We start from the raw sequence: 16,156 nt of genomic DNA, 5'->3' as shown, positions 1-16,156 counted from the left end.
CTGCCGGTTCGGATCACATGTTTGAAGTCACTGCCGAGGATGCGTTCGATTTCCGTTCGACGGAGTACGCCGAGCTCTTCGCCAGCTCGGCGGCAACCGCTTTTCAGCATCCGATTTGGCTCGCGCAACTTTATGAGAGGCTCGTGCGGCGAGGCGCCGCCACGCCACTGATCATCGTCGTCCGCGTGCGTGCGAGCGGAAGGCTCGCGATGGTCCTGCCGCTGGTGAGGCGCCGCTACACGCTGCTGAAGGTCGTGGAATTCGCGGATATGCGGGTTTCGGACTATGTCTCGCCCGTCGCCGACGAGGAGACCTTCTCCCGCATTCTTGCCGACGCCCGCACCGTCGCCGCCATCCGCAAGCATCTGCGGCCATACGATCTCCTGCGCATCGGCAAGCTGGCGGACCGCTCCCTCGCGATGGAGCGCCTGCTTGGCGTCGACAAGCGCGACAGCATGGGCATGAGCGCCTATTCCAGCAAGCTGGAGCCGACATTCGCCGGCTGGCGCGAGCAGCGGCTGGACCAGTCCTATCGCAAGGAGCTAGACAAGAAATCCCGGCAGCTCAACCGCATCGGGGAGGCGCGCTTCGAATGCGTTGACGGCCCGGCCGCGGTCCGCACGACATTCGATGCCCTCAAGCTCTATCGCGGCAAACGCTTCGACGGCAGCAACGGTCCGGCCGACCTTTTGCAGCTGCCTTCCTATTTCGATTTCTACCTGGCCGTGGCCAATGAAGGGTGCGGCGGCTTCGCCCGCACCTATGCATTCTGGATGAACGGCCAGCCGATCGCCGGCGCGCTCGGGCTCGAGCACCGCGGCTCGCTTCTGGTCATCCTCGGCGGTTTCGACGAGGCCGGCTACCGGAAGCAGTCGATCGGCAGCCTGATGTTCGAGCAGATCGCCCGCGATTGCATCGAGCGCGGCGATCAACACCTCGATTTCACCATCGGCGACGAGCCCTACAAGCGCGTGTTCGGCGGCCGGCCTTCACCGATGTGGCAAATCTACCGCGCAGGCAGTCCGCTCGGCTATGCGGCGCATCTGACGGTGCAGAAATTGCCGGCGGCCAAGGCGCTGGCGCGGCATATCCTTGAGGCCGCGCATGTCAAGAAGGCCAAGCCTTCGGCTGTCATCGTGCCGCCGGCTGCCGATGAAGCCGCCGAGTCGTCTTAGTTGAAGCGGGTCGGTTCGGACGCCGTACGCTAGCTTCAGGCGGTCGCGCACGCCTATGCCGAAGCGTACTTTGAACGAAATGCGCCGGCTTACCCGCAATCAGGTCACGGCTTCCACTTGCGGCCGCTTGAGACCGCGCAGCCGCGCGGCAAAGCTCGGGCTGAACTTGTCGATCTCGTGCAGGATGCGGCGACGGCTGAAATGAACCTGCCGGCGCGCGCGCCAGTGCAGGTCCGTGTCGATGGTCAGGCTGCGGCGGAAATTCGCCAACTCGAGCCCCCGTTCATCCATCGCCTGCTTCGTGGGATCATCATAGAAGGTGGCGATCTTCGCCGCCGCCATGCCGGGCGAGGCCATCCACTGCGGCACGTGCACTATGCACAGGCGCTCCACATCGGTGAGGAGGCGGCTGACGCCTGTTCCGGCGGCCGGACAGGATGTCTGATAGGCGTCTCCGATCAGGACGACGCCGTCGCGCTTGCAATTTTCGGCGACGGTGATGTCGGTGAGCCAGCTCGAAACGCGGTCGATGACCTCGAAATCGCCAAAGGTCTTGAGGAGTCCCGGAAGCGTTTCAATGAGCGTTTCGCGCGGGCGGTCGCGCAGCGCCTTGACCCACGTGTCGGTATGCTCCCGGAAAACAAAGAGGTTGGCGCGGGTAACGCCGCCGGCCGGGAAGAAGTTCAGGTAATCGATGCCGTCCGAAACGCGTTCGCCGTAATAGGTCAGTGCCGGATGCTTGAACGCGCTTGCTCCCGCCGGCCGGACATTAAAACCGAAAGTCAACGATTGGCGCTGGTGGACGAACCGGCGCTCGATGCCGACGTCGCGCCGCAGGATGTCGCCCATGCCGGTGGCAAGCACAAGCAGGCGAGCCGTCACATCCGGCTGCCCGATGATCGATACACGCTGCCGCTCCGGCCCGGCTTCCACCGCGCTCACCCTGCCGGCGACGAAGCGAACGGTCTTGGGCAGTTCGGCCCGCATCGCCGCGACGAGGTTGTCGTAAAAAATGCCGTAATGGCGGGCTCGCGTGCGGTCGAGCACTCGCCCCTTGCGCACGTTGACGATCTCGTCGAATGCCGCGGCCGCCGTGGAAAGACTGTCGAGGAGGCCGATCCGGCGCAGCTTGTCGATCTGGTCGCCGGCGATCTTCTCGACACGGAACTCGCGCGGAAAAACGGGGTGGCGATCGATCAGCGTGACACGGTAGCCTGACCGGCCGAGGAGAGTCGCGGCAAGTGTCCCGGAGAGCCCGCCGCCGACGACAGCGATCTCCGTGTCGGTTCCCTCCGGCAGCGGACGCAGCGAATGTTCGGCTGTCATTGGGAATACCTCAACAGGGCATAAAGGGCACGGGGATTGGTGGTGAAGTAGCGCCAGAACAGCCGGCGCGGCTCCATCAACATGCGCCACAGCCATTCGAAACCCGCCTTCTGGACCCAGAGCGGGGCGCGCCGGACCTTGCCGGCAATATGGTCGAACAGCCCTCCGGAAGTTTTGATCACACCGACATTCGAGAGCCGCGAGCCAAAATCGCGGACAAAGATCTGCTCGCGCGGCACGCCGAGGCCGAGCCACAAAATGTCCGGTGCAAGCGCGTCGATCTCTTCGAGCTTTTTCTCGAGTGCTTCGCCGGTCAGGTAGCCGTGGCTGTGGCCGACGATGCGCAGGCGCGGATAGCTGGCTTTGATGGCGGCCACGGCCTTGGCGTTCCCGGCCTCAGTCGATCCAAGCAGATAGAAGGTCGCGGCCTCGTTCTCGGCGAGCTTCGCCACATCGTGGAACAGATCGGTGGTGGCCACCCGTTCCGGCAACCGCGTGCGGCACAATAGGCGCGAGGCGAGAACAAGCGGCTGGCCGTCGGCGAAGATCTGGTCGGCTTCGCGGAAGAGGGCGGCGATCTCAGATTTCGCGCGAACCTGGGCGATGACGTCGCCGTTGGCGGAGGTGAAGTAGTAGGGACGGCTGCCATGGCGATGCTGCCGCGCCGCCGCGAGCATCAAGCGGGCGGCGCCCTGCCGGTCGATCACGGTGACAGGCAGCCCGCCAAGCTGCACCGTCGGAAATGCAGGCAGGTCCTGCCGGGAAGGGGCTGCTTCCAGCGCTGCCACGGCGGTCACGCTTGGACGTCCGCTCGAAGTCTGGTGCTGCAACCGGGGAAAACGAGAGGGCTCATGGTTCGCGGACGTCAGATGTTGGCTGGAGTGGAGCGGATCCGATCCGCCGGTCGTAACGCTGTGTTGTTCAAAATCTCTTTTTGAAGTTTCTAAAACTTTTCGCATAGGAGAAGTCGCCCCACTCTCCGGTAGTTCAAACTACCTCCTTCATGGCACCATACCTAAAAAAATCAAAAAGTTAAGCGACATGTTAATAGTTAGTTAATATGGACAATTTGAATCGAAATATAAATCAGTTTAACCTTTTGACCTCGACTTCACTTGCTTTTTGGGTGATTTTGAGCTGCGTTTTCAACACGAATGCGATGCGATCGCCACTGGTGCGACCACATTGCAATGCCAACAAGCTCCTGATCTATCCTGGGTGATCCTGGGCCACGAAATAGTTGGTGAGGCGGGCAGCGACATGCATGGCGCCCGCCAGACGGGCAAAGCGGAAATCGTCCGGCGTCAGCTACTTCGGCAAAGGCCAAGACCGATCTTCATGGCTCTATTTCACACCGATGCCGGCGGTCAGGCCGCCGTCTATCTTGTAATCCGCGCCGGTGCAGAAGCTCGCTCTGGAGGAGCACAGAAAGGCGATGAGTTCGGCCACTTCTTCTGGTTCGCCGATGCGGCCAAGCGGATGCGCCGCACCGAAGCGCCTGTACGCTTCCTCGACATCGGCATCGCTGCCGGTTTCGCCACGCGCGGCCTTCTCCAGGATCGGTGTGCGGATCGAGCCTGGGCTGACCGAATTGACCCGGATGCCAGCCGCCGCGTAATCCAGCGCCAGCGAACGCGTCAGCGTGTGGATTGCGCCCTTGGTCGTGGCATAGGCGGCGACGTTCTGCTGACAGGCGAAACCCTGCACCGAGGCGACATTGACGATGGCGCCGCCACCGCGGCGGATCATTTCGGGGATGCCGAAATGCGCCGTCAGGTAGATCGAGCCGACATTGACCGTCATGGCCTTGTTCCATGTTTCCCAGTCGGTCGTGGTCGCGGTTCCGTAGGGATGGACGGCCGCCGAATTGACGATCACGTCGAGGCCGCAGAACCGTGCGACCCCGGCAGCGACGGCATCGCGGACCTGGTCCGCCACGGAGACGTCGGTGTCGACGACCAGCGCGCCGGCTTCGGAACTTTCCAGCTCCGCTCTCATTGCCGCATTGGCCGAGCGGTCGATGCCGCAGGCGATGATCGCAGCACCCCCTGCGGCGAGGCGCCTGGCGGTTGCCAGACCGATTCCCGTCGTCCCCGTCACCAGGGCGACCTTGCCAACAAAATCCTTCATTGCGGGAACTCCTTCAGTCACGTGTCGGAACTCGGCTCTTCCGGCAGGAATCGCAGGGCGAAATCCAGATGGCGGCTCATCAGGTAGGCGTAGGCCACTCTGTCGCGCGCGCGCAGGGCGGCGACGATCTCGCCATGCGCGGCGCGGGTGTCGGCCAGGACCGGGCGCATCTCCTTGCCGATGGTCATGATCCGCAGGATCACCGGGGAAAGGAAGGAATACATGTCCGACAGCATGCGGTTGTCCGCCAGCCCGATCAACGCCATGTGGAAGTCGAAATCATTCTCGGCGGCCTCCTGGATCGAGCGGCTCTCGACGATCCGCGCGTTGACCGCGTCGAGCGCTTCGATCTGCTCGTTGGTGGCGTTGAGCACGATGTGGTCGCCGATGCCGACTTCGATGATGCGCCTGAAGCCCTGAATGTCGGCGAAGGAGGAGCGCGAGACATCCATATGCGCGGCAAAGAAATTCTGGATGGCGATGCTATGCCCGTCCGCGAGCACAGCCCCGACGCGGGGTTTCGGTTCGATCAGCCCGTAGGTCCGGATGGCGCGCAAAGCCTCGCGCACGGTGTTGCGACTGGCGCCGGTGATCTCGCTGAGCTCGCGCTCTGTCGGCAGCACGTCGCCGACATTCAGCTGCCGCGAGCGGATGAGATCGAGGATCCGCCCGGCCGCGGCATCGACCGCCGAGCTGCCGCCGGCGTGGCGGCGGGCGCCGCTCTCGCGCGCGGCGTGAGAATTTTCCAATGACGAATCTCCCAAATTGTTGGACCAGGATATCCCAAGATTCCGGGAAAACAATCGAATTGGACGCCGTCTCGATCAGTTTACCACGCTACCTGTCGGCCGTCAGGCGTTCGAGAAAGCCGAAATTGTCGATTGACTGTCATCCTGGTCCAACAATAAGTTTCCGCTCTCTCTCAAAGGAAGGCAGCAAATGGAGCAGTGCTGGCGTTGGTATGGCCCGGACGATCCGGTGACGCTGGATCACGTCAAGCAGGCCGGGGCGACGGGCGTCGTCTCGGCGCTGCACGACATCTATGACGGGCGCGCCTGGCCGCTAGAAAACATCCTGGAGCGCAAGCGGATCATCGAGGCGGCGGGGCTGACCTGGTTGGTCGTCGAGAGCATCCCCGTCCACAACTCGATCAAGATCGGCTCGCCGGAACGGCTGCGCTATGTCGGCTTTTACAAGGATACGATCCGAGCGCTGGCGAAGGCCGGCATCGCGACGATCTGCTACAATTTCATGCCTGTGGTCGACTGGACCCGCACCGATCTGGCGTATCGCCTTCCGACGACGGGTTATGCATTGCGTTTCGACGCGATCGATTTCGCGGCCTACGACCTGTTCGTGCTGAAGCGACGGAATGCCGAGGCCGGCTACAGCGCCGCGCGCATTGCCGAAGCGGAAGCGCGATTGAAAGAGATCAGCGACGAGAAAATCGACCGGATCGAGCGTAACCTTATCGCCGGACTGCCCGCCACCGAGCGCAGCTACAACCGGGACAGTTTTCGCGAGGCCTTGGCCGAGTACGATTCGATTGGGCCAAGGGAATTGCGCGACAATCTCGCCTGGTTCCTGCGCGAGATTATTCCGGTCGCCGAACAGGAAGGGGTGCGCATGTGCATCCATCCCGACGATCCGCCCTTCTCGCTCTACGGCCTGCCGCGCATCGTTTCGACAGCTGAAGATGCGCGGTTCATTCTCAATGCCGTGGAGAGCCCGGAAAACGGGCTGACATTCTGCACAGGCTCCTACGGCACGCGCGCCGACAACGACATCGTTGCCATGGTCAAGGAGTTCGCCGGCCGCATCCATTTCGTCCATCTGCGCAACGTCACCATCGAGGATGACGGCTCCTTCTATGAGGCCGAACATCTCGAGGGCGGCACCGACATGGCGCATGTCATCCTCGCCCTGATGCAGGAGGAAGCGCGCCGTCGGAAGGAAGGCCGCGCCGACTGGCGCATTCCGATGCGACCCGATCACGGACATCTGCTCGCCGACGACATCGGGAAGACCAGGATCAATCCCGGTTATTCGCTGATCGGCAGGCTGAAGGGCCTCGCCGAACTGCGCGGCATCATGCGGGCCGTCGAGCGGTTCGGGCTGGCATAGAATCGAAACTTTCCACCGACATTACCGGCGAGCGCAATTCGCTGCATAATGACCGCGCTGGCCGAGAATCGGTGTTCGGCAAGCCGATCCTCCACGGCGGCGTCAGTTCTGGTATTCTCAATGCCCTGGTCGCGGAGGATTTGCCCTGGCCCGGGACGGTCTTTCTCGAAATCGCATGGAAGTTCGTCAAGGTGGTCGGCGTTGACGAGGCGATCACCGGACGCGTGGAGGTCAAGAAGTTGCGCCCCGACAAGCCGATCTGCAAGATCGAGACCAGCCTACGCAACGGCCAGGGGAGCTTTGTCCCACCGGCGCGGCGACCGTGTTGACCGTCCCGCTGCAAGGCGCATGAGCGCGGTGAGCGGCAGCCCGCTTGGCATGGCCGCCGACAGCGGCCGCTGGCGCGTGCTGTCGCTGCTTTGCCTGGCGGTCGTTCTGTCGCTGACCACCTGGTTTTCGGCGACCGCCATCCTGCCCGAACTGAGGCAGGAGCTTGCGCTCGGCGCCGGCGGGGAGGCCTGGCTGACCAACGGCGTTCAGGTCGGCTTCGTGATCGGTGCGCTGGGGGCGAGCCTGGTCAACCTTCCCGATTTGGTGCGGCTCAGCCGGCTGATGGCGGCCGCCGCTTTTGTCGCCGCGCTCGCCAATGCGAGCCTGCTGCTTCATCCCGGGCCAGGCGGCGTGATCGCCGCGCGTATTGTCACCGGCGCAGCGCTTGCCGGCGTCTATCCGCCGGCGCTGAAGCTGGTCGCCACCTGGTTCACGCGCGACCGGGGGCTGGCGCTCGGCGCAGTCATAGGCGCGCTCACCATCGGCTCGGCGCTGCCGCATCTTTTTCGCGCTGTCCTGACCGCGCTCGACTGGCGGCCGGTGGTCGCGGCCGCCAGTGTAGCAACGACGATCGGCGCGCTCCTGTTTCTCTTGTTCGCAAGGGAGGGGCCCTATCCTTTCGGCAAGGCGGTGTTCGAGCCATCGCGTATCGGGCAGGTGTTTCGCGAGCGGCCGCTGCTCCTGGCCAATCTCGGCTATCTCGGCCATATGTGGGAACTCTACGCCATGTGGGCGTGGCTGCTTGCCTATACGCGCTCGGCATTCGAGGCGCAGGCGATCGGATCGGCCGCTGCCGCCTCGCTTTCGACCTTCTTCGTCGTCGCCTCCGGCATCATTGGCTGCCTGTTGGGCGGCTATCTGTCGGACCGCATCGGCAGAACCGCGACCACCGCCGGCATGATGATCGTCTCGGGAAGCTGTGCGCTGCTGATGGGCTTCCTGTTTGCCGGGCCGCTTTGGTTCTTCATGCTGGTCGCCGTCGTCTGGGGTATTTCGGTGATCGGCGATTCGGCGCAATTCTCCGCCGCAGTGACCGAGCTTGGCGATCGCCGCTTCGTCGGCACGGCGCTGTCGGTGCAGCTTGGCGCCGGCTTTGGGCTGACGGTGCTCGCCATCTGGCTGACGCCGCGCTTCGCCGACTTCATCGGCGGCTGGCGCTGGGCCTTCCTGCTGCTGGTGCCGGGCCCGCTTCTCGGGGCGGCCGCTATGCTGTGGTTGCGAAACTTGCCGGAGAGCGTGAAAATGGCCGGCGGCCTCCGCTAGCGCTCTTGCTCCTCGACTGTCTAGCGCTGGAGATTGAGAACTTCGTCGCTACGCAAATCGCCAGCGCTGGGCCCACGCTGCTCCGTTGGGCGCAAGGTTGGCGATTGCACATTTGCCGGGAACAATGCAGCCTAGCTTCGAGGCTCGAAAGCTGCCTCCCGGAGCGGGGCCATGCAAGCAGGATACGCGGCACAGTTACTGGTGCAGATGTCATGACACGCGCCCAGTTGGCCGGCGTCATCCTGGGTCTGTCGCTGGTCGCAGCGCTTACCATTGTCCGGGCGAGCGACCCGCAGCCGTTGAGACTCGCCCGCGAAGCGACGATCGACCAGTATCAGAGGCTGGCACCTCGCCGCTTCGAGTCGATGCCCGTCCGCGTGGTGGACATCGACGAGGCCTCATTGCAGCAGTTCGGGCAGTGGCCGTGGCCCAGGGATCGCATGGCGGCCATGGTCGAAAAGCTGACGGAGCTTGGTGCGGCAGCCATCGCATTCGACATCCTTTTCGCCGAGCCCGACCGTCTGTCGCCTCGCACTGTCCTCCGCGACGTGCCGGGCATCGATCCGGCCCTGCTCGACCGCCTGCCCGACAATGACGAGATCTTCGCCGGGTCGATCGCCGGCAAGCCAGTTATCCTGGGCTACGGCATCTCCAACGAAGGGAACTATCGGCCGCAAATCAAGGCTGGCATTGCCTTTATGGGCGAGAGCCCGGTCGCTGCTCCTCCGCCTATCAAGGCAGCCACGCCGCTGCGGCCGCAGCTTGAGGCCAATTCAGCCGGCATCGGACACATCAGCCTCAATCCCGGCAGATCGACCGCTGTGGTGAGGACAGCCCCACTCTTTCTGACTGATGGCGAGCAGCTTTATCCGGATCTTGCCCTCGAAGCCATAAGAGTAGCGCAGGGGGCCTCCACCTACCTCATTGCCGGCGCGCCGGATCGGCAGGGCATAATGACCTCCGTCAAGATCGGCGACTTCGTTATCCCGGTGACCTCGGCCGGCGAACTCTGGCTCAATGTCAGTCCCGACAGGGCCGAGCGTTATGTTTCGGCGAAGGACGTGCTTGCACCCGGCGGCGTCTCGTCCGAAACGAGGGCCGCGATCGAAGGCAGCATCGTGTTTGTCGGCACTTCGGCCGCCGGGCTGCAGGACATTCGTGTCACCGCGCTCGGTGAGAACGTGCCGGGCGTCTCGATCCACGCGCAGATCGTTGAACAGGTGCTGTCCGGCCACTATCTGTCTCGGCCTGATTGGGCAAACGGGCTGGAAATCGCGTCGATCGCGATGCTCGGCAGCCTCCTGGTGATTCTGACGATTTTCGTAAGCCCCGCGATTGCGCTCGCCTGCGGCCTTGCGATCACGGGACTGGCGCTCGTCGCATCATGGTTTGCCTTTTCGCTTGCGGGACTGCTGTTCGACCCGTTTGCGCCGATCCTCATGGGCACGATCACGCATTTCGCGACAACCTCTTTCCGCTTCCTGGTGACTGATCGAGAGCGGCGCGCGATCCGGCGGGCCTTCGGTCAGTATTTGTCGCCATCGCTTCTCTACCGGATCGAGCACACGCGCGGCGCGCTTCGTCTTGGCGGCGACGACCGAGAGCTGACCGTGATGTTTGTCGATGTGCGAAACTTCACGGAGATCAGCGAAAGACTGCCGCCCACCGCCGTCGTGCGGTTTTTGAACACGCTTCTCGACGCGCTCAGCCGTCATGTCACCGCCAATGAAGGCACGCTCGACAAGTTCATCGGCGATTCGATCATGGCCTTTTGGAATGCCCCGGTCGACGTCACCGATCATCCCCGCAAAGCCGCTCGCGCGGCATTGGCGATGCGCGAGACGATTGCCCGCCTCAACGAAAGCGATGCATTCGGATTCGGGGCCGGGCAGACGGTTCGCATCGGTATCGGAATCCATACCGGCGTCGCCTGTGTCGGAAATATGGGCGCGGAGTCGCGTTTCAACTATTCGGCCGTTGGCGACGCGGTGAACATCGCAGCGCGTATCGAGACAACTTGCAAGACGGTGAGTTTCGATATCCTCGCGTCCGACGACACAGTAAGATCGCTGCAAGGCTGGGCCTTGCTCGACGCGGGATCGCTGGAACTCAAGGGAAAGAGCACGAGGACCAGAATCAATGCCGTCGTAGGCGATGAAAACGTTGGGTCGTCGCCGGATTTTGCCGAATTGCGGCTTCTCCACGGCAAGCTCGTGGAGGCGTTGCAATCGCGCTTGCCAGGCACCCGAAAGATGATCGCGGCGGCCAAAGTCAAGGCTGCGGGCCTGCCGACAGGGTTGCAGGAATTCTATGGCCGGATCTCGCGCAGAGCGGATGATTTTGTTGGCAAGCGGGGGGGAGCGGCGATGGAAGCGAACGCCGGCTATGCGGAGCAACAATTCGGCTCCGGTTCTTGACCTTCATTGATGTAGGGCGGTCGACCGCTCGACTCGGTGGTGTTCAAGGGCAACAATTTCGTCCACCGCGACGTAGGGGCGAGTTGGCCCAGACCGGTTGGCGAAGTCGGATACGGACGCGCCGAGAAAAAGAGCGGCTATCCGCTGCTCTTGCCACTGCCGGCCACCCCTGCCGCTACTTTTTGCCAGGACCCTTGGATTTTCCGGGATTGCTGGGATCGTGCTTGCCCGGATCATTTCCATGGCCGTTGTTGCCGTCATCTTTGTCGCCCCGCGGCGGGCTCGGCGGATCGGGGGTGCCCGGACTGGGTGGTGCCGGTGAGTTGCGCCGCTCCGGCCGCGCCGTATGCTCCTGCTGAATGGCAGCCGTAAGCCCGCAATTTCCGCCGATTGCGTCAAAGCCTCCCGAGAGCTGCTGATTGCCGGTCAGAAACGGCAATGCCCGCGAGGTGCCGAGTGTGGTGAGCACAGATCGATTGACCTTGATAACGTCGGACATCGCGCCTGACGGCGTCGCGACCACGCAATCGCAGCGCCGCTTCAGTTCCCTGCATCCGCCGCCGCTGCAGAATCGGGCCGACCCCTTCAGCAGCACGACGGCGGTTTTGCCGTTGGGCGCGATGTGGACATCGAATGCTGTCCCCCGCACGCCTATTGTGCCTGCGGGCGTCACAATCTGGTAGGCGGACGAAGGCGAGCTCCCGCTTATCCAGCGAAACGTTCCCTTGGCAGCGCGGATGGTGAGCTTCTTCACCGAATTGTCATCGTTGAAGACGTATTTGTCGAGGACGACGGAAGAACCCCACCCCACCGCCAGCTTGGTGCCATCCCGGAACACGAATTGGCCAAGCCCGGTATTGGATGTCCTGATTCGTTCGTCCCGATGAACGGGTGCGCTGACCACCAGTGGTCCGGTTGCGCCGGTAACGGCAGTCTTGATCACGACTGCCCGGCCCACTGCTTCGGCGGCTATGGTCGGTGTCGCATTGATGAGATTCGCGGCAAGCGCGACAACTGCAGCCCACCTCAAGGACGGCATGGCATCCTCCCCGAAACGACTTTATTAGCACATGCTTGAAAGGCTGTCCCCGCGGAGTCATACCTCAATTTGAGTAGGATATGGCTCTTTCGCTTGGGCGACGCTCGAAGGCACAATCGTCGACGTTAGGTCCTGCGCTTGGGTGGGCCGCGCGGGTTGCCCCCTCGCTCATCGGGTCGGAGGTGGGATAACGCCAATGCTGTTACTGAATTCGTCTGGCTGAGGGACAAGGCGATGTTCTGCGTGGGCGGCGCGAGAGCGCCCGCATCTGGGGCTTCGATCATGCTTTGTGTCGGCGCGCTGTCTTTGAAGATCTTCAGCCCATTCTTGGGCAGTTTAGCCGCTCGGCCACGAGGGAGGAGCGCCATCGCCCTGGCCGCTTTTCTGAAAGCAAGCAATCGGCCAGCCCGCGACCCGTCTCGATACAAGTGCATGTATCCGCCGTGATCTATCTGCAGCGCACGAGGCCGACAAGGCAAATAGGCTGGGCTCGCATCCAATGTGCATAGCAGCTGAGCAGACGCTGCTCAGCATATGAACCCTCTTGGGTAATATAATTTGAAAAAATTGCTCCCTCATGTTCAAAACAGGTCGATAGACCCGCGAGAAATGGGTTGGAATCCTGCGGGGGGGCCCGCGGTCCTCAGGCGAGAATTCTAAAGAGGTTCGACAATGACCCAGCACGTACAAGATGCTCGAATTCTCATGTACAGCCACGACACGTTCGGGCTCGGCCACTTGCAGCGCTGCCGCACGATCGCGCATTCCCTGGTCGAGGATTTCCACGGACTTCAGGTGCTTATCATTTCGGGCGCGCCTATCGCCGGCGCCTTCGACTACCGCGCCCGCGTCGACTTCGTGAAGATCCCGAGCGTCATCAAGTTGCGCAACGGCGAATACACCTCGCTGGAAAAGGATATCGATCTGCATGAGACGCTAAGAATGCGCCAGTCGATCATTCGCCACACAGCCGAGACGTTTCGGCCGGATATCTTCATCGTCGACAAGGAACCGCTCGGGCTGCGCGGTGAGATCGAGGACACGCTGTCGTACCTCAAGACGCGAGGCACTACGCTGGTGCTTGGCCTGCGCGAGGTGATGGATGCGCCGCATCTGCTGGAGGCAGAGTGGGAACGCAGGGATGTGATGCGCAAGATAGGCCTGTTCTACGACAAGGTCTGGGCCTACGGTCCGCCGGATTTTTACGATCCGTTGACCGGCCTGGATGTGCCGCCGGCTATCAGGGCAAAGATGAAGTTCGTCGGTTTCCTGCAACGGAGCCTGCAGAAGAACGAGTTGCCCGGCCACCGCCCCCAGGGCGACTATATCCTCGTTACGACCGGTGGCGGCGGCGACGGCGCCGATCTGATCCACAACGTCATCGATGCCTATCAGCAGGATCCGCAATTGCAGCGTAGGGCGCTGATCGTGCTTGGGCCCTACATGCCGGCGCGCAAGCGCAACAAGTTTCTCAAGAAGGGGTCCAAAATCCCGTATATCAAGATCATCGAATTCGACAACCGCATGGAAGAGCTGATTGCGGGCGCCAAGGCGGTAGTGGCGATGGGCGGTTACAACACCTATTGCGAGATACTGTCCTTCGACAAGCCGGCGCTGATCGTGCCGCGCATCAAGCCGCGCGAGGAGCAACTGATCCGCGCACGGCGAGCAGCCGAACTCGGTCTCATCAAGATGCTTTCGCCGGAAGAAGCCGAGGATTCCCAGCGGTTTGCCGATACACTGAAGGTGCTGCCGGATCGGCCCCGCCCATCGCAGAGCAATCCGCATCTGAGGCTGGAAGGGCTGCCTCATATTTCCGCGATCGTCGCGGAACTGCTCGACAGGCGTGCCGGCCATCACCTTTCGGTCATTGAAGGCATCAACTGAGTTGCAACATCGCAAGATCGTCGTGGTTCTGAAGGGTTATCCGCGGCTGTCGGAAACCTTCATCGCGCAGGAACTGCTCGGGTTGGAGCGAGCGGGGTTCGACCTGATACTCGTCGCGCTGAGACGGCCGACCGACACAAAACGCCATCCGGTGCATAACGAGATCAAAGCGCCCGTCCATTATCTGCCGGAATATCTGCATGAAGAACCGATGCGGGTGGCTCGCTCGCTGTTTGCTTGTCTGCTGCGGCCAGGCTTCTGGCGCGCGTTCGGATCGCTGGCTGCCGACATCCCTCGCGACTTTACGCGCAATCGCGTACGCCGCTTCGGGCAAGCGCTCGTGTTGGCGGCCGAATGGCCGGAAGATGTGGGCTGGCTGCATGCGCATTTCGCGCACACACCGGCATCGGTGACACGCTATGCCAGCCAGCTTCGCGGTCTGCCCTGGAGCTGCTCGGCCCATGCCAAGGACATCTGGACTTCGCCTGACTGGGATCTCGCCGGCAAGCTTTCCTCGGCCCGCTGGACGGTCACTTGCACGAGAACCGGCTTCGACCGTCTGAAAAAACTCGCTAACGGCAACTCGTCTTTGCATCTGAGCTATCATGGGCTCGACCTTGATCGCTTCGGCAGCTTCCGCGAGGCGCGGAAACAGCATGACGGCTCGGCACCGGACGAACCGGTTATCGTTCTGAGTGTCGGGCGCGCCGTTGAAAAGAAGGGTTACGATACCTTGCTGGAGGCTCTTGCCCTCCTGCCTGGTGATTTGGCGTGGCGTTTCGAGCATATCGGCGGCGGCGAGGAACTGGAACGGCTCAAGGCGCTGGCGCAAAAGCTCGGCCTGGATGGTCGCGTCTCTTGGAGAGGCGCGCTTGCTCAGGAGGAGGTGCTTGAGCACTACCGCCGCGCCGACATCTTCGCCCTGGCCTGCAGGATCACCGCAAACGGCGACCGGGACGGTCTGCCGAATGTTCTGGTTGAGGCGGCCAGCCAGCGGCTTGCCTGCGTGTCGACCGATATTTCCGGCGTGCCGGAGCTTTTATCTGCGGATGAAACCGGGCTGCTGGTCCCGACAGAAAACCCAATTGCCCTGGCACAGGCGCTGGAGCGCCTTATCCGTGATCCCGTGCTGCGCGCCCGCCTCGGTGACGCTGCAGAGTGGCGCGTGCGCGCCAATTTCGATCATCTGACAAGCATTGGGCAGCTCAAGGAACTGTTCGAGCGGGAGTGGCGGGCCGCCGAATGAAGCGACTGCGCGCCTTCTTCTATGTCCAGCACCTCCTGGGTATCGGCCATCTTGCGCGCGCCAGCCGCATTGCGGCGGCTCTGGTCGATGACGGGTTTGACGTAACCGTGGTGACGGGCGGCGCGCCGATCGCGGGGTTTCCAGGATCGGGCGTCAAATCTGTATCTCTGCCTCCCGTCACCTCCGGCGATGAAGGATTTTCCGGACTTGTCGACCTGCAGGGCAAACCCATCGACGATGCTTTCAGGAGATGGCGTTCGGAGATGCTGTTGCAGGCCTATCGGGATTGCGTGCCCGATATCGTCATTGTCGAGGCGTTTCCATTTGGACGCCGGCAGATGCGTTTCGAACTCCTGCCGCTGATCGAGGCCATCGACGCGACATCACCCAGACCGCTGCTGGCGACGTCCGTCCGTGATATCCTTCAGGAGCGCGTCAAGCCGGGCCGAAACGAGGAAACGGTCGATCTCATCAACAGGCATTTCGACCTTGTCATGGTCCACGGCGATCCGGCTTTCGCGACCATCGACAAGACCTTTCCACTGGTCGGGGCGATCAGGGCCAAGGTCGCCTACACTGGGCTCGTTGCCGCGCCGCCACCGCCCGCGGTCTCCGAGCGCTTCGATGTTCTAGTGTCGGTTGGCGGCGGGGCTGCCGGAAAGAGCCTCGTTAGTGCCACTGTTGCAGCGGCGCGGAATGCCAACAGCGCTTGGAAATGGTGTTTGATCACCGGTCCCAACCTGCCGAAAGGCGATTTCGACGCGATCGCACGCGATGCCACGCCGGGCCTGTCCGTCTTCCGGTTCCGCGAGGATTTCGCCAGCCTGCTGACCGGCGCCCGCCTCTCGGTCTCGCAGGCGGGTTACAACACGGTCTGCGACGTGCTTCGCGCGGGTTGTCGCTCCCTACTCGTTCCATTTGCAGCGGGCGCGGAAACCGAACAGACGGTTCGCGCCCTGATGCTCGAAGAACTCGGTCTTGCAACGGTGCTGACGGAAAAGGACCTAACGCCTGAAGGTTTGGCGCGAGCGATCGAACAGGCGCTTGCTGGACCGAGGCCGTCCGCGCCTCGTCTCGATCTGGAAGGCGCGCGTCGCTCGGCCCAAATCCTGCGCGAGCGACATCGAACATGGTCCCTGAAAACGGAACTCTAGCTAACGCGCGTCGCCCCGGTGAGATTCGCGCGACGTCGTTATTCGACAGCCGTCACGCTTCTTTA

13 protein-coding genes are annotated in these 16,156 nt (G+C 62.6%); 8 read left to right on the top strand and 5 right to left on the bottom strand.

The window, feature by feature from the left end:
* The first annotated feature begins 17 nt into the window (after window positions 1-17).
* The gene (locus tag CK222_RS10890; protein WP_067326263.1) at window positions 18-1,175 is read left to right on the top strand and encodes a GNAT family N-acetyltransferase; all 1,158 of its coding nucleotides are present in this window, start codon (window positions 18-20) and stop codon (window positions 1,173-1,175) included.
* A 99-nt stretch (window positions 1,176-1,274) separates the two neighbouring features.
* Here CK222_RS10890 and CK222_RS10885 read toward each other — a convergent pair whose 3' ends face one another.
* From CK222_RS10885 to CK222_RS10870, 4 genes are all read right to left on the bottom strand, one after another.
* Window positions 1,275-2,597, bottom strand: a complete 1,323-nt coding sequence (locus CK222_RS10885; RefSeq protein WP_245433008.1) for an NAD(P)/FAD-dependent oxidoreductase — start codon at window positions 2,595-2,597, stop codon at window positions 1,275-1,277.
* Entirely contained in the window at window positions 2,498-3,289 is a 792-nt protein-coding gene (locus CK222_RS10880) for a WecB/TagA/CpsF family glycosyltransferase (protein ID WP_245433007.1), read from the bottom strand. The genes CK222_RS10885 and CK222_RS10880 overlap by 100 nt, the downstream gene beginning before the upstream one ends.
* 556 nt (window positions 3,290-3,845) lie before the next feature.
* Window positions 3,846-4,631 (bottom strand): SDR family oxidoreductase, encoded by a 786-nt coding sequence (locus CK222_RS10875; protein WP_066994025.1) that lies wholly within the window; start codon window positions 4,629-4,631, stop codon window positions 3,846-3,848.
* Between the two features lie 17 nt (window positions 4,632-4,648).
* Window positions 4,649-5,380 (bottom strand): FCD domain-containing protein, encoded by a 732-nt coding sequence (locus CK222_RS10870; RefSeq protein WP_095800388.1) that lies wholly within the window; start codon window positions 5,378-5,380, stop codon window positions 4,649-4,651.
* Window positions 5,381-5,570: 190 nt separating this feature from the next.
* Between CK222_RS10870 and uxuA the strand changes: the two genes are divergently transcribed.
* The 4 genes from uxuA (at window position 5,571) to CK222_RS10850 (ending at window position 10,765) form a co-directional block, all read left to right on the top strand.
* The gene (gene uxuA / locus CK222_RS10865) at window positions 5,571-6,755 is read left to right on the top strand and encodes a mannonate dehydratase (protein WP_095800387.1); all 1,185 of its coding nucleotides are present in this window, start codon (window positions 5,571-5,573) and stop codon (window positions 6,753-6,755) included.
* A gap of 71 nt (window positions 6,756-6,826) precedes the next feature.
* A complete protein-coding gene (locus tag CK222_RS10860; RefSeq protein ID WP_245433006.1) occupies window positions 6,827-7,084 on the top strand; it encodes a MaoC/PaaZ C-terminal domain-containing protein in 258 nt (85 codons plus the stop codon).
* Window positions 7,085-7,103: 19 nt separating this feature from the next.
* On the top strand, window positions 7,104-8,348 hold the full coding sequence (locus CK222_RS10855; protein WP_095800386.1) for an MFS transporter: 1,245 nt from the start codon (window positions 7,104-7,106) through the stop codon (window positions 8,346-8,348).
* A 212-nt stretch (window positions 8,349-8,560) separates the two neighbouring features.
* Window positions 8,561-10,765: an adenylate/guanylate cyclase domain-containing protein gene (locus CK222_RS10850; protein WP_095800385.1), complete on the top strand. Its 2,205-nt coding sequence runs from the start codon at window positions 8,561-8,563 to the stop codon at window positions 10,763-10,765.
* A 175-nt stretch (window positions 10,766-10,940) separates the two neighbouring features.
* Here CK222_RS10850 and CK222_RS10845 read toward each other — a convergent pair whose 3' ends face one another.
* Window positions 10,941-11,804, bottom strand: coding sequence for a FecR domain-containing protein (locus CK222_RS10845; protein WP_095800384.1), 864 nt, complete (start codon window positions 11,802-11,804; stop codon window positions 10,941-10,943).
* 672 nt (window positions 11,805-12,476) lie between these two features.
* Between CK222_RS10845 and CK222_RS10835 the strand changes: the two genes are divergently transcribed.
* Genes CK222_RS10835 through CK222_RS10825 form a run of 3 tightly spaced genes read left to right on the top strand, consistent with a single transcriptional unit; the run spans window position 12,477 to window position 16,091 of the window.
* On the top strand, window positions 12,477-13,691 hold the full coding sequence (locus CK222_RS10835) for a glycosyltransferase family protein (protein WP_095800382.1): 1,215 nt from the start codon (window positions 12,477-12,479) through the stop codon (window positions 13,689-13,691).
* Between the two features lies 1 nt (window position 13,692).
* Window positions 13,693-14,937: a glycosyltransferase family 4 protein gene (locus CK222_RS10830; RefSeq protein WP_095800381.1), complete on the top strand. Its 1,245-nt coding sequence runs from the start codon at window positions 13,693-13,695 to the stop codon at window positions 14,935-14,937.
* Complete coding sequence (locus CK222_RS10825; RefSeq protein ID WP_095800380.1) at window positions 14,934-16,091, top strand: glycosyltransferase family protein; 1,158 nt, start codon at window positions 14,934-14,936, stop codon at window positions 16,089-16,091. Before CK222_RS10830 ends, CK222_RS10825 begins: the two co-directional genes overlap by 4 nt.
* The last annotated feature ends 65 nt before the right edge of the window (window positions 16,092-16,156 follow it).

The organism is Mesorhizobium sp. WSM3866, assembly GCF_002294795.1.
Lineage (GTDB): Bacteria > Pseudomonadota > Alphaproteobacteria > Rhizobiales > Rhizobiaceae > Mesorhizobium.
This window is presented reverse-complemented; position numbering and strand designations above follow the sequence as displayed.

Bases quoted from the DNA above. Each gene is read 5' to 3' on its own strand.
- CK222_RS10890 (WP_067326263.1), top strand. From the start codon at position 18: ATGTTTGAAGTCACTGCCGAGGATGCGTTCGATTTCCGTTCGACGGAG.
- CK222_RS10885 (WP_245433008.1), bottom strand. From the start codon at position 2,597: ATGGCTGTGGCGCATGTTGATGGAGCCGCGCCGGCTGTTCTGGCGCTA.
- CK222_RS10875 (WP_066994025.1), bottom strand. From the start codon at position 4,631: ATGAAGGATTTTGTTGGCAAGGTCGCCCTGGTGACGGGGACGACGGGA.
- uxuA (WP_095800387.1), top strand. From the start codon at position 5,571: ATGGAGCAGTGCTGGCGTTGGTATGGCCCGGACGATCCGGTGACGCTG.
- CK222_RS10855 (WP_095800386.1), top strand. From the start codon at position 7,104: ATGAGCGCGGTGAGCGGCAGCCCGCTTGGCATGGCCGCCGACAGCGGC.
- CK222_RS10850 (WP_095800385.1), top strand. From the start codon at position 8,561: ATGACACGCGCCCAGTTGGCCGGCGTCATCCTGGGTCTGTCGCTGGTC.
- CK222_RS10845 (WP_095800384.1), bottom strand. From the start codon at position 11,804: ATGCCGTCCTTGAGGTGGGCTGCAGTTGTCGCGCTTGCCGCGAATCTC.
- CK222_RS10835 (WP_095800382.1), top strand. From the start codon at position 12,477: ATGACCCAGCACGTACAAGATGCTCGAATTCTCATGTACAGCCACGAC.
- CK222_RS10825 (WP_095800380.1), top strand. From the start codon at position 14,934: ATGAAGCGACTGCGCGCCTTCTTCTATGTCCAGCACCTCCTGGGTATC.